The sequence below is a fragment of the Paraburkholderia phosphatilytica genome, from assembly GCF_003443895.1.
Classification (GTDB): domain Bacteria; phylum Pseudomonadota; class Gammaproteobacteria; order Burkholderiales; family Burkholderiaceae; genus Paraburkholderia; species Paraburkholderia phosphatilytica.
In genome coordinates, this window is the sequence record NZ_QQOA01000025.1 from 58433 (window position 1) to 80182 (window position 21750).

Annotated in this window: 15 protein-coding genes; 9 read left to right on the top strand and 6 right to left on the bottom strand. The window is 68.2% G+C overall.

Annotation, left to right across the window (positions count from 1 at the left end; all coding sequences use genetic code 11):
* Nucleotides 1–31 precede the first annotated feature (31 nt).
* Complete coding sequence (locus tag DVS29_RS24000) at nucleotides 32–289, bottom strand: hypothetical protein (protein WP_118183010.1); 258 nt, start codon at nucleotides 287–289, stop codon at nucleotides 32–34.
* Nucleotides 290–465: 176 nt separating this feature from the next.
* Here DVS29_RS24000 and DVS29_RS24005 point away from each other — a divergent pair, with 176 nt between their 5' ends.
* Complete coding sequence (locus DVS29_RS24005) at nucleotides 466–2241, top strand: winged helix-turn-helix domain-containing protein (protein WP_118183011.1); 1776 nt, start codon at nucleotides 466–468, stop codon at nucleotides 2239–2241.
* An 87-nt stretch (nucleotides 2242–2328) separates the two neighbouring features.
* Here DVS29_RS24005 and DVS29_RS24010 read toward each other — a convergent pair whose 3' ends face one another.
* The 3 genes from DVS29_RS24010 to DVS29_RS24020 form a co-directional block, all read right to left on the bottom strand.
* Entirely contained in the window at nucleotides 2329–2577 is a 249-nt protein-coding gene (locus tag DVS29_RS24010) for a DUF4148 domain-containing protein (RefSeq protein ID WP_118183053.1), read from the bottom strand.
* Nucleotides 2578–2714: 137 nt separating this feature from the next.
* Nucleotides 2715–5276, bottom strand: coding sequence for a GGDEF domain-containing protein (locus DVS29_RS38180; RefSeq protein WP_118183012.1), 2562 nt, complete (start codon nucleotides 5274–5276; stop codon nucleotides 2715–2717).
* Nucleotides 5277–5318: 42 nt separating this feature from the next.
* Nucleotides 5319–6542: a sensor domain-containing diguanylate cyclase gene (locus tag DVS29_RS24020; protein WP_118183013.1), complete on the bottom strand. Its 1224-nt coding sequence runs from the start codon at nucleotides 6540–6542 to the stop codon at nucleotides 5319–5321.
* A gap of 485 nt (nucleotides 6543–7027) precedes the next feature.
* Here DVS29_RS24020 and DVS29_RS24025 point away from each other — a divergent pair, with 485 nt between their 5' ends.
* Nucleotides 7028–8134 (top strand): ABC transporter substrate-binding protein, encoded by a 1107-nt coding sequence (locus tag DVS29_RS24025; protein WP_240655774.1) that lies wholly within the window; start codon nucleotides 7028–7030, stop codon nucleotides 8132–8134.
* Complete coding sequence (locus DVS29_RS24030; RefSeq protein WP_240655775.1) at nucleotides 8131–10002, top strand: sensor histidine kinase; 1872 nt, start codon at nucleotides 8131–8133, stop codon at nucleotides 10000–10002. The genes DVS29_RS24025 and DVS29_RS24030 overlap by 4 nt, the downstream gene beginning before the upstream one ends.
* A gap of 54 nt (nucleotides 10003–10056) precedes the next feature.
* Here DVS29_RS24030 and DVS29_RS24035 read toward each other — a convergent pair whose 3' ends face one another.
* A complete protein-coding gene (locus tag DVS29_RS24035) occupies nucleotides 10057–12159 on the bottom strand; it encodes a putative bifunctional diguanylate cyclase/phosphodiesterase (protein ID WP_118183016.1) in 2103 nt (700 codons plus the stop codon).
* A 210-nt stretch (nucleotides 12160–12369) separates the two neighbouring features.
* On the opposite strand from DVS29_RS24035, the gene DVS29_RS24040 reads away from it, so the two are divergent.
* The 3 genes from DVS29_RS24040 (at nucleotide 12370) to DVS29_RS24050 (ending at nucleotide 14454) form a co-directional block, all read left to right on the top strand.
* Entirely contained in the window at nucleotides 12370–13371 is a 1002-nt protein-coding gene (locus tag DVS29_RS24040; protein WP_118183017.1) for a GGDEF domain-containing protein, read from the top strand.
* A 100-nt stretch (nucleotides 13372–13471) separates the two neighbouring features.
* A complete protein-coding gene (gene petA, locus DVS29_RS24045; protein WP_118183018.1) occupies nucleotides 13472–14098 on the top strand; it encodes a ubiquinol-cytochrome c reductase iron-sulfur subunit in 627 nt (208 codons plus the stop codon).
* Nucleotides 14099–14181: 83 nt separating this feature from the next.
* Nucleotides 14182–14454, top strand: coding sequence for a hypothetical protein (locus DVS29_RS24050; RefSeq protein ID WP_118183019.1), 273 nt, complete (start codon nucleotides 14182–14184; stop codon nucleotides 14452–14454).
* Nucleotides 14455–14575: 121 nt separating this feature from the next.
* Here DVS29_RS24050 and DVS29_RS24055 read toward each other — a convergent pair whose 3' ends face one another.
* Complete coding sequence (locus DVS29_RS24055) at nucleotides 14576–15508, bottom strand: LysR family transcriptional regulator (RefSeq protein WP_118183020.1); 933 nt, start codon at nucleotides 15506–15508, stop codon at nucleotides 14576–14578.
* A gap of 271 nt (nucleotides 15509–15779) precedes the next feature.
* Here DVS29_RS24055 and DVS29_RS24060 point away from each other — a divergent pair, with 271 nt between their 5' ends.
* The 3 genes from DVS29_RS24060 (at nucleotide 15780) to DVS29_RS24070 (ending at nucleotide 21743) form a co-directional block, all read left to right on the top strand.
* Complete coding sequence (locus tag DVS29_RS24060; protein WP_118183021.1) at nucleotides 15780–16598, top strand: putative hydro-lyase; 819 nt, start codon at nucleotides 15780–15782, stop codon at nucleotides 16596–16598.
* Nucleotides 16599–16657: 59 nt separating this feature from the next.
* On the top strand, nucleotides 16658–17947 hold the full coding sequence (locus DVS29_RS24065; protein WP_118183022.1) for an MFS transporter: 1290 nt from the start codon (nucleotides 16658–16660) through the stop codon (nucleotides 17945–17947).
* Nucleotides 17948–18038: 91 nt separating this feature from the next.
* Nucleotides 18039–21743, top strand: a complete 3705-nt coding sequence (locus DVS29_RS24070; RefSeq protein ID WP_118183023.1) for a hydantoinase B/oxoprolinase family protein — start codon at nucleotides 18039–18041, stop codon at nucleotides 21741–21743.
* The last annotated feature ends 7 nt before the right edge of the window (nucleotides 21744–21750 follow it).

Consider the following 21750-nt stretch of genomic DNA (forward strand, 5'->3'; position numbering starts at 1 on the left):
GCGGCGATCCGCGGCGGTCTTCCCCCGCGCTTTAATCTTCGCCGTAGTCGATTTCGCGGCGTTCGCGCCGCTCTTCGTTGCCGCGGCGCGCGCGCAGACGCCGACGCGACAACTGGGCGATCACCTCGCCCGTGCTCGCGTCCGGCGGAATCTCGTTGCGGATCACGTTCGGCACCATCGGCAGGCCGAGGCGCTGTCTCCTCAATGCCTTGACGATCGCCGTGCGGCACTCCTGACCGTGGCAGTCCCATTCGTCGCGCAACTTGTGGCAGTAGCGGCATTTCTCCATCGGCACAGTTTACCCGCAATCGGACGAGGCTTCCGGCCACGCGGCCGCTATCCGGCCGCTATCCGGCCGCTGTTCGACCCTTCCCCGGCGGGCGCTGCAGCAGGGCCGTCGCGCGACGAAAGATCAGGCGATTCGTCAGCGCGGCAACTATAGTCAATGGAGCCGACGGAGGGCACATGAACGCGAGACTCGTGAAGTTCGCGGACTGCGAGCTCGACATCGAACGCTACCAGCTGCGGCGCGCGGGCGAGGAGGTGCGCCTCGAGCGTCTGCCGATGGAGCTCTTGATCCTGCTCGCGTCGCGCGACGGCGAGCTGGTGTCGCGCGCCGACATGGTGCGGGCACTGTGGGGCGGCAACCTGTACCGCGACACCGAGAACGGCATCAACACGGCGGTGCGCAAGATCCGCGTCGCGCTCGGCGACGATCCGTCGAGTCCGCGCGTGCTGATCACGGTCAAGGGCAAGGGCTACCGGCTCGACGGCATCGAAGCGCCGTCGCGCGCATCGCCTGACGCGGCGGCGGACGCACCAGCGGGCGGACCTCCCGCGCGGCTGATGGTGCTGCCGTTCGCAAACGTCACCGGCGATGCCGCGCAGGACGACTTCTGCGACGCGCTCGCGAACGAAGCGTCGGCGACGCTCGGCATGCTGGGCCCCGAGCGGCTCGTGGTGATCGCCCGCACGACCGCAGCGCGCTATCGCGGCAGCAGCAAGAGCATCGCGGAGATCGCCCGCGAGCTGTCGCTCGACTACGTGCTCGAAGGCTCGCTCGCACGCGAGGGCGCGCGCAGCCGCATTCTCGCGACGCTCGTGCGCTGCGCGGACCAGACGCAGGTGTGGAGCCGCGTGCACGAACCGGTCGCGCAGGGCGCGCTCGACATCCTGAAAGAACTCGGCGCGGCGCTCGCCGCCGACATCACGCCGGCCATCGCGAAAGAGCGCGAAGCGTTGCTCGCGCGGCGCCTGCCGGTCGACCCCGCCGCGCACGACGCGTATCTGCGCGGCCGCTACTTCTGGTACCGGCGCGTGCATTTCGACGCGGGCTTCTGCGCGCACCACGCGTTGAGCGCGGAAGACTTCTTCCGCAGCCGCCGCTACTTCGATACCGCCGTCGAACGCGATCCGACCTATGCGCTCGGCTACTGCGGGCTGTCGAACTACTACGGCTCGACGGTCGTGCATGGCTGCTTCGCGCCGGACGAGGGCTGGCCGATCGCGCGCGCGATGGCCGAGCGCGCGCTCGAACTCGATCCCGCGCTGCCGGAGGCGCATCACGCGATGGCCGCCGTGCACTACTTCTACGACTGGGACTGGCGCCGCGCCGAGGCCGGGTTTCGCGAGGCGCTGCGGCTCAATCCAAGCCATCCCGAGTCGCACCGGCTGTATGCGCGCCTCCTGCTCGGCATCGGCCGCGATTCAGAGGGTTATGCCGCGATGGCGCGCGCCGAGAAGATCGATCCGTACGGTTTTCAGGGCTCGCGCGCGTTCGGTCTCGTGCTCGCAGGCAAGCACGAGGACATCGTCCGGGAGTATTTTTCGCCCGGTCACCGCGAGCAGTCGCCGCTCGTCTATCAACTGCTGGCGATCGCGTTCGAGGTGCGAGGTCTCTTCGAGGCGGCGACGGAATCCACCGTCGAGGCGCTGACGGGCTGCGCCGAAGCGATCGCCGCGGCTACCGTGCGAAGCCGCTGGGAAGCGGGCGGCTACGATGCGGTGCTGCAGGGACATCTCGACGACCTGCGCGCGCGCCAGCGCAGCGGCTACACGTCGCCGCTGCTGCTGGCCGAGACTTTCGCGCGGCTCTCCGCGCCCGACGAGATGTTCCACTGGCTCGAGCGCGCGCTCGCGGAACGCAGCTCGCGCCTCGTCGAACTGCGCACGAATCCGTGGTTCGAGCGCTACCGGACCACCGGAAAATTTCGCGCGATCGTCAAACAGATCGTGCAGTGAGCGAAGACGCGGATGCGGCGCGACGTCGACACGCGTCCACGCCTCGCCGTCATGCCCGCCGCTGTGCCCCGTCCCGTCGCGCGCGGATCAGTTGCCGTGATAGAGATCCCGTTGCAGCTTCTCGATCTGCCCGGATTGCTGTGCGCGCAAAAAGTCCTGATTGACCTGCTCGCGCGTCAACGCCTGGTTCGCGCCGGTCTGCATGCCCGGCATCACGCCGCCCGTATCCTGCGCCGGCTGTTCGGTCTGGTTCGTGGCCGTCGTCGCGTCGTCCGCCCACGCGCCGACCGCGATGCAGGCGGCCGCGCAGGCCACCACGATTCGAAGGGTGTTCATGTCCGATTCCTCCATGGCTGTGTACCGAGGGCGCCAGCGATGCGCTGGCGGCCCGGCGATGCGGCACGGGCCGATCGCGTGAGCCCATGTTCGGTCCGCGCGGCGCGCGCCACCATGGAGAGGAGGTGGAGAAATGCTTAAGTCTGGACGGTGCCGGCGGGCAGCGTGGCCGCCTTGCTGCCCGCGCGCGTGAAGCCGAGCCTCCAGCTGCCGCGGCCGGTGCGTTTCACTTCGTAGAGCTTGTCGTCGGCGGTGCCGAGCAATGCATCGGCAGTGAACACGCTGCCCTGGTCAAGCGCCATGCCAAGACTCAGCGACACGCTGATCTCGCCGCCATCCCAGGGCACGGGCTTGCGTCCCACCGCGCAGATCTGCGCGGCGATCGCGCCCGCGGACGCTTCGTCGCGCAGCCGCGGAAACAGGATCGCGAACTCGTCGCCGCCGAGCCGCGCGATCACGTCGCTGCCGCGCGTGACCTCGCGCAGCCGTGCGGCGATCGTCTGCAGCACGGCGTCGCCGGCGGCATGGCCGTAGGTGTCGTTGATCTGCTTGAAGTGGTCGATATCGATATAGCACGCGCCCAGCAGCGCGCCGTGCCGGCGCCGTTCGAGCAGCGCATCTTCGGCCTTGCGCGCGAACGCGGTGCGGTTGAAGAGCTGCGTGAGACCATCGCGCATCGCAGCTTCTTCGAGCGCCACCGCCTTCAGATACTGCGTGGTGATGTCGTTGACGATCACGTGGAAGCCGTCGACACGCCCGTCGCTGCCGCGCCGCGGCAGGTAGTGCGACTCGATGCGCAGCTCGCCGTGCGGCGTCGCGAGCGGCTGGTTCCAGGCCACCGCGTGCCCGGCGAGCGCCTGTTCCAGATACGGCTTCGCGAGCGCGTAGCCCGCGTCGCCAAGCACGTCGAAGAGCGAGCGGCCGATCACCTGCGAAGGTTCGAGCCCGAGCATCGTGCCGAACGCCGCGTTCGCGTAGCGACAGGTTTCGCCGCTGTCGACGAACGCGACGAGCGACGGGATCGCGTCCGTGACGGTGCGCAGCTGCGCTTCGCTCTGCCGCAGCGCGTCGCTGGCCGCGCGTTGCGCGACCACGAGCGGGCGGATCCGCGCAAGCAGGAACAGCGTGCCCACCGTGACGCCCGCGAAGATCGACACGAGCGCGATCAGGAGCGCGCGCTGCACGGGCGCGAGATACGCTTCCGCGCGCACCTTGAAGGTCGCGGCGAGACCGGTGCTGCCGACCGGCGCGTAAGCCGCGACCACGTCTTCGTGCCAGACGTCGCGGCGATGCACGGCGCCGGTCTGGCCGGCGAACGCGAGCAGCGAGAAGATCGGCCGCGCCGACGTGCTGTCGAGCGCGCGGTTGTGCGGCACTTCACCGGCGCGGGTCGGAAAGCAGCGCAGCATGCCGGCTTCGGCGCCGCACAGGAAGAAGTGCTCGGCGTCCTCGTTGCCGTGCGACACGTTCACCGCATCCATCACCGGCAGAAGCTGCTGCGTTTCCAGCACGAGATGGCCGTCGACGCCGGACGCCGCAGCCGGTGCTGTCAGTACGACGTCCTGACGCTGGCGGTACAGATACGCGCCGTCCCACAGCAGCCACGCCGTGCGCGCGCCGCCCGGGTCCTGCGGGATGAGCCGCACCACCTGCGCGGGCACGCCCTGCCAGTTTCCCGCCGATGCGAGCACGTGGTGTTCGCCGTCTTCGAGCCGGATCGCGCTGAAGCCGCCTTCGCCGATGTACGCGTCGAGCGCGAGCGACGCGCAGCGCGCGCGGTCGGCCGCGCAGGCGATCACGCCGGGATGCCGCGCGAGCTTGTTCGAGAACGCGCGCGTGCGCGCTTCCGTCGACGTGAGCAGCGACGACAGGATGCGCGCGCGCTCCGTCACGTCGCGCAGCGTGTCGCGGCGCATCTCGTGCTCTTCGCTGCGCACGAACATCGTCGCGACCGCGACGCCCACCGCGAGGCTCGCGCCCGCGAGCACGAGCGCGGAGATCACGCCGATGCGCGCGTCGGGCCGCTCGCCGAGCACCGACATGCCCGGGCGGCGTCCAGCCCAGATGCACCACAGCGTGATCCCGCCCAGCACGAAGCCGACCCCGTTCAGCGGCGCGACCACGAGCAGATCGCCCCACGCCCACAGGCTGCCGATGCCCATCGCCTGGCCGAACAGGCCCAGCACGCCGGTCGCGACCACGCCATAGGTCGACGCGCGCACGGCGACGCTGTCGCGCGTGCCGTCGAACGCGCTCGTGTAGTAGAGCGCGGAACCGGCAAACAGGAAGCCGACCGCGGTGAGCGCGGCCGCCGGATACTGCTGGCTCGACGGATCCGCGAGCAGGCGGTCCACGTAGCGCGCGTCGAGATGAAAGCCGATGCGCTGGAACCACTCCCACAGCACCGTGATGCCGAGCGCGACGAGGAGGCCGGGCACCGCGAACATCGGACGCGCGCGGGGCCGGCGGCGGTGCGCTTCCGCGACAAGCGTCGCGCCGAACGCGGCAAAGCACAGCGCGTTGAGCGGCAGCACGCGCGAGGTCGCTTCGACGAGCCCCGCGCGATGCAGCACCGCGACCGCCAGCTCGAACGCGGCGACGAGCGTCAGCAGCAGCGCGCCGCTCTGGCACGTGAACGCATGTGCGGCGAAGCGGCGGACGCGTCGAATGAGGCTGCGCTGGCGTACCACGTCAGACATCGCCCGATCCTGCGCTGCGGCGGCCGGCGCACGTGCAGCGCGTCATCGCGCGCCTCCCGCGCTGCGCGGCAGGTCCGCGACACGCGCCGCGCCATGCGGAACCGCCGACGGCAGCGGCGTACGCGTCTGGGCGGCGATCTGTGCGAGCGCATCGTCGAGCAGCGTGTCGAGCGACGCGCCGTCGAGCGGGTAGGATGCGCTGCCGGTCGTGATGGTCAGATCGACGTCGAGCCCTTCGATCACGCTCACCGCGCGCCCGACGTCGCGCGCGAAGGCGGCCGCGGCGGTGCGCGCCCGCTCGCCGTCGACGCCCGTCAGCAGCACGCACAGCTGGGTGGCGTGCAGACGCGCGATCAGGTCCGGGCGCAACGCGCCAGCCTCGATGCGCGTGCCGACCGTGCGCAGGATCCGCGCGCCGGCCGCATGGCCCCACGCCGTATTCACGGAGCTCAAGCCGCCGCAGTCGAGCAGCACCAGCGAGAGCGGCGTGCCGTCGCGCGCCGCGAGTTCGGCGAGACGGCGGAAGCGCTCGTCGAGCATGCGGCGGTTCGCGAGCCCGGTTTCGGGGTCGGTGAACGCAAGTTCGCGCAGTTGCGCCTGCTGCGCGCCCGCGCGGCCGATCTCCGCGCCGATCGCGTTCTTCGTGCGATACAGCAGTGTTGCGATCATCGCGACGAGCGCGATCAGTCCGGCCCACAGCAGCAGCGCCCAGCGCGACAGCGCGGCCTGGCGCGCGTCCAGCAGCCCGTACTCCTCGGTCTCGAAGTCGCGCAGGATATTGCGCGCGGTCATCCGGTCTTCGAGATAGCCGTTCTGCGACACGTACTCGCGGGCGGCCTGCGGATTGCCCGCCGCCATGCTCTCGTGCACGGCGTCCATGCGGGCGCGCAGGCGCGCCATCGCGCCGCCGAGCGCCTGCAGCCGGGCGACCTGGCGCGGATTGTCGGCGGTCAGGTCAAGCAGCTGGTCGCGCAGCCGTTCCGATTTTTCGTAGGCGCTGTCCGCTTCGTTGTGGGCGGCGTCCGGGTCGTGGGCGAGGGTGCCGAAGGTCGGGATGCCGTACGCGTAGCGCAGCGTGGCCGAGTCGCGCACCAGCATCGCCGCGCGCATTTCGGCCTCGACGCGTAGCACTTCGTACGAGTGCCGGACCCAGTCGGATTCCGACTGCTGCATCGACGCGCCAATGCCCGCGCCCGCGATCAGCACGGCGCCGAGGAGCGCGCTGACGCGTAGCCGGCGTTTGAGAAGCGGTTCGATCGTATGCATGGTGTCGGACAGTCAACGTCTGCCGGTTCGCGGGAGGGGCGCGAAGCGGCCGGGTTCGGGCCGGCCGGCGGCGCGATGCGCGAGCCGGTCTGTGGCGTGGATACGCATTTTGCGCATCCTGACCGGAAGGATAGCCGCGGCGCGCCCGGTCCGATCGGCGGAACTGGAGGGGAAAAGCGCCCGAGTTCGACGCTCGGTGGCGCTCGGTGGCCGGGCGCTGGGCAGGGGACGGGCGTGGAGAAGCGCAGCTCGGCGCGCAGGAGCGCCCTCAGGTCACCCTTCAGGTCGCCTCTCAGGTCACCTCTCAGGTCACCTCTCAGGTCACCTCTCAGGTCACCTCTCAGGTAGCCCGATTGTCAGTGTAATTGCGCCGCGCTATGCTGCGCGCAACGGTCGACCGGCGCCCCCGCGGCGTCGCGCGCCGGGCGCATCGACCCCTTCTCCCTCACCCCACCATGAACCGACGACAGATGCTGGCTGGCTGCATGAGCGGCGTCCTGGGCGCGGGCTTAGGGCTCGCCGCGTCGCCGTCGGCATGGGCCGCACCGGACCGCGGCGACACGCCGGCGCGGATCGTGTTCCTGAACCCGGGCGAGGAGACCGAGCGCGGCACGGGCCAGCACTGGCAGCTCGTGTCGCGGTTCATGACGGCCACCGCCGAACGCTTCGGCATGCAGCTCGAGGTGCTGTACGCGGAGCGCGACCATCTGCTGATGCTGCGCCAGGCCGAAAGCGTCGCCGCGCGCAGCGACCCGCCGGACTACGTGGTGATCGTCAACGAGAAGATGGCGGCCGCGCAGATGCTGCGCACGCTGTCGCGATCGCCTGCGAAGGTGCTGCTGATCCACAACGACCTGACCGACGCGCAGCGCGCCGCCACCGGCAACGAGCGCGGCGCGATCGCGAACTGGATCGGCACGATCACCGCCGACGCAGCGCGCGGCAGCTTCCGGCTGATGGACTACCTGTGCCGCGTGAACGGCGACGGCCCCGCGCGCGTGATCGGCATCACCGGCGACCCGATCACGCCGGTTTCGAAGGAACGCGCGCAAGGCGTCGCGGAAGCGCTAGCGCGCCGGCCGCAGGACCGTATCGAGCAGCTCGTGTACGGCGACTGGAGCTTCGCCGACGGCCGCGAAAAAGCGCTCGTGCTGCTCGCGCGCTATCCGGACGCCAACATCGTGTGGGCTGCCAACGATACGATGACGCTCGGCGCGCTCGCCGCCGTCGAGGCGAAGCATGCGCCGGCAATCGTCGGCGGCCTCGGCGCACTGCCCGAAGCGGTGGCGACCGTCATCAGCGGCAAGCTCGCGGCGATCGTCGCCGGCGACCAGTTCATCGGCGCGTGTGCGATGGTCGTGCTCTACGACTACCACCACGGTGTCGATTTCGCCGACGTGGGCGGCCCGCGTCTGAAGCTCGACTACCTGAAGGTGCTGTACGGCGAGAACGCGGCGCGCTACTACGAGATCGCGTTCAAGCGCCGCAACGCGCCGGATTTCAGCGGCTATTCGCGCTACCGGCTGCGCCGCGCCGGCCAGTACGACTTCGATCTGCAGCCGCTGCTGAACCGCGCGGCGAAGGCGGCATGATGCGCGGCCCGGTTCGTCCTCCAGTATGGACCCGCAGCCTGCACGCGAAGCTGATGGTGTCGCTTGTGGTGCTGATCACGCTGGTGGCGGGCAGCACCGCATTCGTGCTGCTCGAGCATGCGCGCGCACGCCGGCTCGTCGAGCTCGACGAACGCGCGAACCGGATCGCGGACCTGTACGGCCAGTCGCTTGCGCAGCCGCTGTGGAACGTGGACCGCGACGCGATCGCGCGACAGCTGAAGGCGCTCGCGCCCAATCCGGAAGTGGTGCGCTTCACCGTGACGGCGACGAACTACGGTGTGATCGCCGACGTGCGCAACGCGCCGCAGCCGGGCCCCGCCGAAACGGTGGTGCGGGTGCAGCCGATCGAATTCACGCCAGCGGGCGATGCACCGCGCGAACGGATCGGCGAAGTGCGTGTGGTGTTCACGAAGGTCTATACCGAGCGCAATTTCGCGACGGCGCGCACCGCGGTGCTCGTCACGCTCGCGGCCGTGCTCGCGGTGCTGTACGGCGTGACCTTCCTGCTGATCCGGCAGGTGGTGCGCCGGCCGATCGCACGGCTCGAAGAGATGGTGGACCGGATTGCCGGCGGCGATCTGGACGCGCGCTGCACGGTCGAATCCAGCGACGAACTCGGGCGGCTCGCCGCGCGCGTCAACGTGATGGCCGAGCGCCTGTGGGATTCGACGGCGTCGCTGCGGGAAAGCGAGCGCAAGTACCGCGGCATCGTCGAGAACTCGCTGGAAGGGATTTTCGTGCTCGACCGCCACGGTACGCTGTGCGAAGCGAATCCGGCGATGGCGCATCTGCTCGGCTACGACGACGTCGCGAGCCTCTCGGCCGCGATCGCCGCGAATGCTTCGGACACCGTTGCACCTGAACTGCCGTTCAGCGCGCAGCAGACCAGCGAACTGTTCGACCTGCTGCGCGCCGACGGCAAGATCGCCGGGCTCGAACTGGAGATGACGCGTGCCGACGGCCGCGCCGTCTGGTGCCTGCTCAACGCGCGCGGCTCGCGCTACGGCGCGGTGGGACCGGAGTGGCTGGAGGGCCAGCTGACCGACGTGACCGCGCGCAAGCAGGCGATGGAAACGCTCACACGCCATCGCGACGAGCTCGAACAGGAAGTGCGCGAACGCATGCGGACGGAACGCGAGCTGCGCGAGTCGCGCGAGCAGCTGCGGCAGCTGTCCGCGCATCAGGAATCGATCCGCGAGGAAGAGCGCAAGCAGATCGCGATGACGATCCACGACGAACTCGGCCAGCTGCTGACCGCGATCAAGATGGACGTGTCGCTGCTGAAGCTGCTGTTGAGCCAGGGCGCCGCGTGGGGCGGCAAGGTCGGGGAGATGGGCGAGCTCGTCGAGCGGACCATTCGCATCGTGCGCAACGTCGCGAGTCATCTGCGGCCGGCGGCGCTCAACTTCGGGCTCGTGTCGGCGCTCGAGTGGCTGGTGCAGGACTTTTCGCGGCACAGCGCGATTGCGTGCCGGTTCCGGCTGGAAGGCCGTGAACCCGCACTGGGCGACGATCGCGCGACCGCGGTGTTCCGTATCGTGCAGGAAGCGCTGACCAACGTGAGCCGCCACGCGAACGCGTCGCACGTGGACGTGCTGCTGTGCGGCGGCGGAAGCGACGACGGCGGCTTTTACATCACAGTATGCGACGACGGCATCGGCTTCGACGTGACGCGTGCGGCGGCGGGTGGCTCTTACGGTCTGCAGGGCATGCGCGAGCGCGCGCGGATGATCGGTGCGCAGCTCGAGATCACGAGCGAGGAAGAGGTTGGGTCGACCGTGCGGCTCTCGTTCGGCGATAGCGTGGAGCACGCGCAGTCGTTCGTGCGATCGGATCAGGAAGGCTGAATCTGCGCCGCGCGTGCGTGCATGCGCGCAGGCTTTTGCGTTGCATGTTGCGCTTTAGTTCGCGAGCCACGCGCCGAGACTGTCGCTCGGTACCGGGCGGCTGAACAGAAAGCCCTGCAGTTCGCCGCAGCGCTCGGTAGCGAGCGCCTCGCGTTGCGTCGCGGTTTCGACGCCCTCGGCGATCACCGGAATGCCGAGGCTTTCGCACAGGCCGATCACCGAACGCACGATCGCCGTCGACTTGCGGTCCTCACCCAGGCCGCCGACGAAGCTGCGATCGATCTTGATCCGCGAGAACGGAAAGCCCTGCAGCAGGCTCAGCGACGAGTAGCCGGTGCCGAAGTCGTCCATCGCGACGCCGACGCCGAGCGCGCGGATCGCGTTCAACACCGCGCGCGGCGTATCCGACGATTCGAGCAGCGCGGTTTCGGTGATCTCCACTTCGAGCCGGTCGGCGCGCAGCCGCGAGTGCTGCAATGCGCGACGCAGCACGTGCACGAACTCCTCGAACAGCAGCTGCGCGGGCGACACGTTCACGCTCACGCGCACGTGTTCGGGCCATCGCGCGGCATCGAGGCACGCCTGTTCGAGCACCCACGCGCCGAGCTCCGGCATCAGGCCGCGCTCTTCGGCGAGCGGAATGAATTCGAGCGGTGGCACCGGGCCGCGCGTCGGGTGATGCCAGCGGATCAGTGCTTCGCATGCGGTGAGGCGGCCGGTCGCCGCATCGACGATCGGCTGGTAGTGCAGCGTCAGCTCGCGGCGGCGCAGCGCGCGCCGCAGGTCCGCTTCCAGTTCGTTGCGCTGGCGCAGCGGATCGCCCATACCGTGCTCGTAAAGGCGGTAGCCGTTGCGTCCTTCGCGTTTGGCCTTGTAGAGCGCGAGGTCGGCCTGCTGCAGCACGTCGTCGGGTGCGCTGCCGCACGAGGGGTGCACGACGATGCCGATGCTCACGCCGATCGACGCTTCGCTGCCGAGAATATCGAACGGTCGCGTCAGCTGGCGGATGCAGCGCTGCGCGAGCGCTTCCGCTTCGCCGGCGTCGCGGCAGTGGCGCTGCACGATCGTGAACTCGTCGCCGCTCAGCCGCGACAGCACGTCGCCTTCGCGCAGCGTGAGCGACAGGCGCTGCGCGACCGCCTTCAGCAGTTCGTCGCCGGCATGGTGGCCGAGCGAATCGTTGACGGCCTTGAAGCGGTCGAGGTCCAGATACAGCAGCGCCATCGAAGCCGAGGTGTCCGCGCGTGACAGCAGACGCCGCACGCTGTGCTGGAAATCGATGCGGTTCGGCAGGCCGGTCAACAGATCGTGATGCGCGAGATGCGTGATGCGCTCTTCGGCTGCGCGCCGTTCGGTGATGTCCGTCGCGGTTGCGACCCAGCCGCCATCCGACAGCGCGCGGATCACGAGCTCGATCACGCGGCCGCGATGCTCGAACTCGGTCACGTGCTGCTCGCGATCGCGGCCCCAGCCCGCGAAGAGCTGGCGGCGAAAGCGGCGCGTATCGGCCGGCGTGGCCGCGGGATGCGCGACGCGATGCACGAGCCGCAGCAGTTCAGGCACGCGCAGCCCCGGCGTCAGCTGCGCGGGCGAGACCGACACAAGCTGGCCGAGCTGCTGGTTGACGAGCATCAGCCGGCCCTGCGCATCGATGAGGCAGAGTCCTTGCAGCATGTTTTCGAGCGCGAGATCGAGATTGCGCGTGGTCGCCTCGAGCGCGAGCGCGCTGTCGCGTTGTGTCGTGCAGTCGCGGGTGATCTTCGCGAAACCGTGGAGTTCGCCGTTGTCGTCGTAGATTGGCTGGATCACCACGTTGGCCCAAAAGCGGCTGCCGTCCCGGCGAAAACGCCAGCCGTACGCCTCGTATTTGCCGGTGGTGCGCGCCGTCGCCAGGTTGCGGCCGGGGATGCCGTTTTCGCGGTCGTCATGCGAGTAGAAGCACGAGAAGTGGCGCCCGACGATCTCGCTCGCGCCGTAGCCTTTCGCGCGCAGCGCGCCGCTGTTCCAGGTGGTGACGATGCCGTCCACGTCGAGCATGTAGATCGCGTAGTCGGTGATGTTCTGCACGAGCAGCTGGTACATCGTGTCGGAACCGACGGGGGTGAGTGCGGTTCCGGTTTCGGCGCCGGGCGAGGCGGCCTTGTTCTTCGACGGCATAGGGTTTTATGAGTGGGATCGCGGCGCTCGTGCGTCGCGCTGCCGGAATGATCGGCGAGTTTGGCATGAATGTTTAGGGCGCGGGTATCAAATATTCGGCGCAAACGTTAGCGCGGAGCACAGTGTTTCCGACCCCGTGAAAGTCGCTTCAGAAGGCGCGCCGGGTGCCGATATTCCCGCTATCGCTCATTTCCATTTTCACGTCAGCGCATGGACTCGATACTCGCCCAGTTGTCCGATACGGTCGCCGGCGCCCGCACGCTCGACGAACTCGTGCCCCCCATGCTCGACATGCTGGGAACGGTCACCGGCTGCGAGTCGTCGTTCCTCACGTCGCTGGATGTGGACGGCCGCGTGCAGGCAGTCCGATTCGCGCGCAACGATGGCGCGCTCGTCGTGCCCGAAGGCGCCGCGCTGCCCTGGATCGACCGCTTCTGCCGGCGCTCGGTCGAGACTGCTGGCTTCTCGGCGATCGAGGTCAGCACGCCCACCGAAGTCGCGATGACGGGCGTCTGGACCTTCGCGAGCATTCCGGTGCGCACGGCGGCGGGGCTCGTGGTCGGCACGCTGTGCGCGGCGAGCCGCGAGCGGCGCGTGCCCAGTGCGCTGGCCCGCAGCGTGTTTGCGCTGTTTGCGAAGCTGATCGCGCAGCACATCGAGCTCGATCTCGCGCTCACGCAACTGCACGCGGCGGATGAACGGCTCGCGGCGTATGCGCTGATCGATCCGCTGACGAGCCTGCCGAACCGTCGCGCGCTCGTCGACGAACTGGGCCGGCTGATGTCGCGCGCGGTGCGCGAGCGCAGCTTCGTGTTCGTCGTGACGCTTGATCTCGATGGCTTCAAGGCGATCAACGACCAGCACGGCTGGGCGACCGGCGATCTGCTGCTGCAGGAATGCGCGAAGCGGCTGCGCCGCAGCGTGCGCGACGAGGATATCGTTGCGCGGCTCAACGAAGACGAGTTCGCGATCGTCGGCCCCGGTCCGAGCGATCCGCGCCAGGCCGAGCATGGCTGCAGCATCCTGCGCACGCGCGCGGCCGGCGCGACGCGCGGCCGCTTCAACCTGAACGGCTGCAGCTTCGACTACTGGGGCGGCAGCGCGGGCGGCGTCGCCGCGGCGCCGGGATTGTCTCCGGTGCAGGCGCTGGGTCTCGCCGACGCCGCGATGTTCCGCCAGAAGCAGATGCGGCACGGACACCACAAGGTGTGACGCGGCTGCATTCACCTCACCCCTTTTAAGTCGCCTTTAAGCTCCGGGTCATACGTTTAAGGCACGTACAGCGAGCACGGCGACGTGGAAGGAGGGAGCGATGACAGCGTCATTCGTCCATGCGTATGAGTTCGACGAGGCGCGACGCCGATGGCTCGTCGCGACCTCGGTTGCCGGAAGTGTGGCGGGCATCGCGACGATCGCGCCGTTCGTCGAATCGCTCGATCCGCCCGCCAGCGCGGTGGCGGCCGGCGCGCCGGTCAAGGTCGCGATCGGCCATCTCGAGCCAGGCACGATGATGACCGTGGCCTGGCGCGGCAAGCCGGTGTTCGTCGTGAACCGTACGCAGGCGATGCTGGACGCCGTGCAGAAGGCCACGCCGATGGTGGCCGATCCCGACACGCGCAAGCCGTTCTCGATGCCGCTCCCCGCGTACTGCAACAACCCGTATCGCGGGCGCGAAGGGCGGCTCGCGCTGCTGGTCGTGGTGGGCGTCTGCACGCATCTGGGCTGCACGCCGTCGCCGCGTTTCCAGCCGGGCCCGCAAGCCAATCTGCCCGACGACTGGCCCGGCGGCTTCCTGTGCCCGTGCCATGGGTCGACCTACGACCTTGCCGGGCGTGTGTTCAAGGACAAGCCCGCGCCGCAGAATCTGGATGTGCCGCGCTTCATGTTTCCGTCGGCGGGCCAGCTCGTGATCGGGAAGGATGAAACCGGCGAGGCCTAGTGGCACGCTTCACGGTTGCTTGATGATTGCTCTGCCGCGTGCCTGCGGATTCGATGCCGCCAGCGCCGCAAGGAGGTGATGTCATGAAATCGAGACTCTTCTACTGCGCACCTTTACTCGGTGTACTGTTCACCGCCGGCGCGTTCGCGCAGCCGGCCGCTTCGACCCTGCAGCCGCAGCCGGGGTGCGCGTACTACCGCGCGCGGCTCAATACCGTTCCGCTGCCGCAGCGGCTGATGCCGAACCACATGTCGTCGCGCGTCGCGCGGTCCGATGAGGATCTGGTGATTCCCGCCGCCGCCCCGGATGGATGGATCGTCAACGCGTGCCGGCGTCCAGCCGGCGGTGCGCTCTGACGGACCGCTCTGACGGCTTTCGATAGCGCTGGCTTGACCTCCAGGCCACGTGAGGTTGCCATGCTTCCCCTGGCAGGCGACCTTTGAAGGCCCGGCACACGCTGCCGGGCCCTTTTTGCGTCTACAGCGCTTCGATGTAGTCCTTCTTCCACGTCTGGCAATAAGTCGAGCACGCGAAGTACGCAGCCTCCGCCGACGCGTGGATCATCGCGCTCGCATCGACCGGCTTGCACAGCGACACGACGATCGGCGGCGGCAGCGGCTTGATCGGCAGTTCGACGAATTCGCCGCTCTCCAGCTCTTTCGTCACGAACAGATGCGGAATGGCCGCGACGCCATAGCCGTCCCGCACCAGCTGCACGATCGCCGCGACCGACGGCGAACAGGTGAGCCGGATCTCGTGCTCGCGCACGTTTTCCTGCCGCGCGATCGAGCGCACGAGACTTTCCAGCACCACCTGCGGCGCGGTGCCGCGGCCGAAGGTGAGGATCGGCTTGTCGAACAGCCGGCCGGCCACGCCGGTTGCGCGGCGCGGCAGCAGGTCGCGGCGCGCGATCCAGCGCACCGGGTAGCTCGCGATCGCGCTGGACGCGATGCGCGTGTTGTCGATGCCTTCCACACGCAGCACGATGTCGAGTTCGCCCGCAAGCATCCGGCGCTGCAGCACCGAGCTCGAATCGACGGTCAGATCGACTTCGAGCTCCGGGTAGGTCGTATTCAGATGCGTGATGTACGACGACAGCCAGCTGTGCACGAGCGTCTCGATCACGCCGAGCCGCAGCTTGCCGCCGATCACCGGCTCCTGTCCCGCCGCTTCGCGCAATGCGCGTGCAGCGCGCACCACCTCACGGGCCAGGCCCAGCAGATGCTGGCCGTTGGGCGTGAGCCGGAACACGCTCGACTGCCGGTCGACCAGTTCCGTCTTCAGCTCGTCTTCGAGCGACTTGATGCGCAGCGACACGGCGGCGGGCGTGGCATGCAGCACGCGTGCGGTCGCGCGAAAATTTTCGAGCTCCGCGAGCGTGACGAAGGTTTCGAGGAAGCGTGTGTTCATCGATTCAAAGAGTGAACCAGCGGGTAGGGACGCCCGAAAATGGTAGCGCCAGACCCGCGAACACGCGAGAGAAAAACTAAATGATGGACGATTTTGGGCAGATGCCGTGCAACGATGCGCGGCGATTCGAAGCGCACGCAACGAAGCACCGGCGCCCCGCGCGACGGGCGGTCAGCGTCTGCGTCGCGCTTGCCGGTCATGGAAAACCCCAGGCATTCCGTTAAGAAAACCTTGACGCTTCTGCGCGCAATTACTTGCTGGCGCGATGTTTATGGCGGTCCTAACCTTCGTTCAATCACTTCGACAGGACCTCACCCTCATGCCTCACGACTTTCGCCGGCAGGTTCGCAGCAAGACCTTCACGGGCCCGACCGCGGGTTTCTGCGGCGAGTACGCGCAAGCGAACCTCGCGATCGTTCCCGCCGAATTCGCCGACGACTTCCTGCGCTTCTGCGTGCGCAATCCGAAAGCCTGTCCGCTGCTGGCGGTCGGCGAGCCGGGCGCATGGAGTCTGCCCGCGCTCGGCCGCGACCTCGATATCCGCACCGATGCGCCCGGCTACAACGTTTATCGCCACGGTGAACTGTGCGAACAGCCGTCCGATCTGCTCGAACTCTGGCGCGACGATCTGGTCGCATTCGCGATCGGCTGCTCGTTCTCGTTCGAGCAGATGCTGGCGCGCGAGCGCATTCCGCTGCGGCACATCGACGAAGGCGTGAACGTGCCGATGTACCGCACTACCATCGACAACCAGCGGGCAGGGCGCTTCGGCGGCAAGCTGGTCGTGTCGATGCGGCCGATGAGCGGCGCCGATGCAATCCGCGCGGTACAGGTGACGAGCCGCTTCCCGTCGATCCACGGCGCGCCGATCCATATCGGCAACCCGGCCGCGCTCGGCATCGCCGATCTGTCGCGGCCCACTTACGGCGACGCGGTGTCGATCCACGAACACGAGATTCCGGTGTTCTGGGCCTGCGGCGTCACGCCGCAAAGCGCGCTGGAAAGCGCGAAGCTGCCGTTTGCGATCGCCCATCGGCCTGGGCACATGTTGATGACCGACATTACGAACGCATCGCTAGCCGTGCTGTGAACACGTGCTTTGAATACCGCTACCCAGGGAGACCCATCATGACAATGGATGCACGACCTATGAAGTCCGACGTGGCGCTCGATCGCTCCGTCGATTCCGCGGCGGGCGGCGGCCTGTTCGGCTGGTACCGCCACACGAACGCGAACGAACGCCGCGCGTTCTGGAGCTGCAAGCTCGGCTACGCGCTCGACGCGATGGACACGCAGTTCCTGAGCTTCGTGATTCCCGCGCTGATTGCAAGCTGGGGTCTGACGAAGGGCGAAGCGGGCCTGATCGGCACCGTCACGCTGCTGACGTCTGCGGCGGGCGGCTGGCTGGCGGGCGTGCTGTCCGATCGCGTGGGCCGCGTGAGGACCCTGCAGATCACGATCGTCTGGTTCGCAGTGTTCACGCTTGCGTGCGCGTTCGCGCAGGACTACACGCAGCTGCTCGTCGCACGCGGTTTGATGGGACTCGGCTTCGGCGGCGAATGGACCGCGGGCGCGGTGCTGATCGGCGAAGTGATCCGCCCGCGCGATCGCGGCAAGGCGGTCGGCATGGTGCAGGCGGGCTGGGCGATCGGCTGGGCCGTATCGGCGGGACTCTACACGCTGGTGTTTACGCTGCTGCCGGGCGAGATCGCATGGCGCACGCTGTTCGCGATCGGCATTGCGCCGGCGCCGTTCGTGATCTTCATCCGCCGGCTCGTCAGGGAACCGGACGTGCACGTCGCGCAGAAACACACCGAAGCCGCGCAGCAGCAGCGCGCGTCGTTTCTCGAGATCTTCGGCGCCGATGTATGGTGGACCACGCTGCGCGCGTCGCTGCTCGCCACCGGCACGCAGGGCGGCTATTACGCGATCACCACGTGGCTGCCCACGTATCTGAAGACCGAGCAGCATCTGAGCGTGGTGGGCACCGGCGGCTATCTCGCGGTGATCATCGCGGGTTCGTATGCGGGGTATCTGTCCGGTGCGTATGCCAGCGACCGGCTCGGCAGAAAGCTCTCGTTCGTGCTGTTCGCGGTCGCATCGATGATCATCGCGCTCGTCTACACGCGGCTCACGCTCAGCAACACGTTGCTGCTGGTGCTGGGTTTCCCGCTCGGATTCTTCGCGTCGGGCATTTTCGCGGGAATGGGCGCATTCATGACCGAGCTGTTTCCGACCCGCATCCGCGGCTCGGGGCAGGGCTTCTGCTACAACTTCGGCCGCGCAGTCGGTGCCACGTTCCCGTTCCTGATCGGCTACGTCGCGCAGAAGATGACGCTCGGCGCCGCGATCGGCACGTTTGCCGCAGTCGCGTACGGCGTCGTGATGCTGGCTGCGCTGTCGCTGCCTGAAACGCGTGGTCGGGAGTTGACGCCGTAAGCGCGGGACTCCGGAATCGGGGTCTTCAGCATCGTACATATTTCGTTATCCTGACTTCTTATTTCGAACCCAACTGGAAACACCGACGAACATGGATTACGACGGATCGCAGCACCGATCGCAGCCCGCCGCAGGGCAGGACCAGGAACGAAATCAGCCTGCTCATCACTCAGGCCAGCGCCGCTGGCAATTCTGGATCGACCGTGGCGGCACCTTCACCGACATCGTCGCGCGCCGTCCCGATGGCCGCGTCGTCACGCACAAGGTGCTGTCGGAGAACCCGGAACGGTATCGCGATTCGGCGGTGCACGGCATTCGCGAACTGCTCGGCGTGCCGGCCGGCGCGCCGGTGCCGTCGGAGCTGATCGACAGCGTGCGGATGGGCACGACGGTCGCGACTAACGCGCTGCTCGAACGCAAGGGCGCGCGCACCGTGCTCGCGATCACGAAGGGCCACGCGGACGCACTGCGTATCGCATACCAGAATCGCCCGCAGCTGTTCGCCCGCGAGATCGTGCTGCCGTCGCTGCTGTACGAAGACGTGATCGAGATCGACGAGCGGATCGGCGCGGATGGCGACGTGGTGCGCGAACTCGACGAAGCCGCGGCGCTCGCTGCGCTCAGCGCGGCGCACGCGAAGGGCATTCGCTCGTGTGCGATCGTGCTGATGCACGGTTATCGCTATCACGATCACGAGCAGCGCCTGAAGGCGATCGCCGAACGGATCGGCTTCACGCAGATCTCGGTGAGCCACGAAGTGAGCCCGCTGATGAAGCTCGTATCGCGCGGCGACACCACGGTAGTCGATGCGTATCTGTCGCCGATCCTGCGGCACTATGTGGACCAGGTGCAGGACGATCTCGGGCCGGTGCCGCTGCAGTTCATGCAGAGCAGCGGCGGTCTGACGGAGGCGCAGCGCTTCCAGGGCAAGGACGCAATCCTGTCGGGGCCGGCGGGCGGCATCGTCGGCGCGGCGCAAGTAAGCACGCTCGCGGGCTTCGATCGCATCATCGGCTTCGATATGGGCGGCACGTCGACGGACGTCACGCATTTCGCGGGCGACTACGAACGCGAGTTCTCGACCGAAGTGGCCGGCGTGCGGATCCGCGCGCCGATGATGAAGATCCACACGGTCGCGGCCGGCGGCGGCTCGATCTGCAGCTTCGACGGCGCGCGGCTGCGCGTCGGTCCTGAAAGCGCGGGTGCGAATCCGGGGCCCGCTGCGTACCGTCGTGGCGGCCCACTGACGGTGACCGACTGCAACGTGATGCTCGGCAAGATCAACCCCGCGTGGTTCCCGAAGGTGTTCGGCCCGGACGGCAATCTGCCGCTCGATGCGGACATCGTACGCTCGCGCTTTACCGCGCTCGCCGCCGAGGTATCGAACGCGACCGGCACCCACCACACGCCGGAGGAACTCGCGGAAGGCTTCGTCACGATCGCCGTCGAGAACATGGCAAACGCGATCAAGCAGATTTCCGTGCAGCGCGGCTACGACGTGACGAAATACACGCTGGCGTGCTTCGGCGGTGCGGGCGGTCAGCATGCCTGCCTCGTCGCGGACGCGCTCGGCATGACGAACGTGCATATCCATCCGCTCGCGGGTGTGCTGTCCGCGTACGGCATGGGACTTGCCGACGTGCGCGCGATGCGGCAGCTCGCGGTCGAACAGGTGCTGGGCGAAGCGTCGCTCGCCGGCTGCGCGAAAGCATACGCGGCGCTCGCCGACGCGGCACGCAACGAAGTGGCGGAGCAGCGCATCGAGCCGCGCGCGATCGCAGTGAAGCATTCGATGCACGTGAAGTACGACGGTACCGACACGTCGCTCGAAGTGCCGTTCTCGCTCGCGCCCGAAGTGGTCACGCAGTCGTTCGAAGCCGCGTACCAGGTGCGCTACGGCTTCCTGATGCGCAACCGCCCGCTCGTGATCGAAGCGATCGCGGTGGAAGCGATCGGCGCCGCGCAGGCCACCGACGACGGTCAATGGCCGGTACGCGACGACGCGTCGCGCGATGCCGCGCCGGTCGGCACGAGCCGCGTGTTCGCGGGCGGCCGCTGGCTCGATACGCCGGTGTACGACCGCGAAACGCTGGGGCCCGGTTTCAGCGTGACAGGGCCGGCGGTGATCAACGAGCCGACCGGTACGACGGTGATCGAGCCGGGCTGGCGTGTCGAAGTCAGCGAGCGCAATCATCTGGTGATGCAGCGCCACGAAGCGCGCGCGAACCGCTTCGCGGCCGGCACCGAGGCCGACCCCGTGATGCTCGAAGTGTTCAACAACCTGTTCATGTCGATTGCCGAACAGATGGGCGTGACGCTCGCGAACACGTCGTACTCGGTGAACATCAAGGAGCGGCTCGACTTCTCGTGCGCGCTGTTCGACGGCGAAGCGAACCTGATCGCGAACGCGCCGCATATGCCGGTGCACCTCGGATCGATGGGCGAGAGCGTGAAGACGATTCTCGAGCGCCGCCGCGGCACGATGCGCGCGGGCGATGTGTTCATGCTGAACGCGCCGTATAGCGGCGGCACGCACCTGCCGGATATCACGGTCGTGATGCCGGTGTTCGCGGACGGCGCCGAAAGCACCAGCGAACCGACGTTCTTTGTCGGCGCGCGCGGGCATCATGCGGACATCGGCGGCATTACGCCGGGATCGATGCCGCCGGATTCGGTGCACGTCGGCGAAGAGGGCGTGCTGCTCGACAACGTGCAGCTGGTGCGCGAGGGCACGTTCCTCGAAGGCGCGGTGCGCGACCGCCTGCTGTCCGACCGCTATCCGGTGCGCAACGTCGAGCAGAATCTCGCCGATCTGCGCGCGCAGGTGGCGGCATGCACGAAGGGCGCACAGGAACTCGCGCGGATGGGCGACCAGTTCGGCATCGAGGTCGTGAAGGCGTATATGCAGCACGTGCAGGACAACGCGGAGGAGATGGTCCGCCGCACGTTGAGCGCACTGCAGGACGGCCGCTACGAATACGCGCTGGACGATGGCGCGAAGGTGGTGGTGTCGGTGAGCATCGATCGCGCGGCGCGTTCCGCGGTGGTCGATTTCGACGGCACGAGCGCGCAGCAGCCGAACAACTACAACGCGCCGGCCGCGATCTGCAAGGCGGCCGTGCTGTACGTGTTCCGCACGCTCGTCGACGACGACATTCCGCTGAACGCGGGCTGCCTGAAGCCGCTCGAAATCCGGATTCCGGAAGGCAGCATGTTGAATCCGCGCTATCCGTGCGCGGTGGTGGCGGGCAACGTCGAGACCTCCCAGGTGATTACCGATGCGCTATATGGCGCGCTGGGCGTGGTGGCCGCATCGCAGGGCACGATGAACAACTTCACGTTCGGCAACGACCGTTTCCAGTACTACGAAACGATCTGCGGCGGCTCGGGAGCGGGACCGACCTTCACGGGTTGCGACGCGGTGCAGACGCACATGACCAACTCGCGTCTGACCGACCCTGAAGTGCTGGAGTGGCGCTTTCCGGTGCGGCTCGACGAATTCCGCATTCGTCGCGGTAGCGGAGGAGCAGGGCGCTACCGCGGCGGCAACGGCACCGAGCGCCGCGTGCGCTTCCTGCAGCCGATGACCGCTGTGATCCTGTCGAACCGGCGGGTGGTGGCGCCGTTCGGGCTCGCCGGCGGCGCGCCCGGTGCGACCGGCTGCAACTGGGTCGAGCGCGCGGCCGGCGGTGCGAAGGAAAGCTTCGGCGCGCGGCATCAGGTGCAGATGGACGCGAACGACGTGTTCGTGATCCAGACACCGGGCGGCGGAGGCTACGGCGCTGCGAAGGAGTGAATGCGGG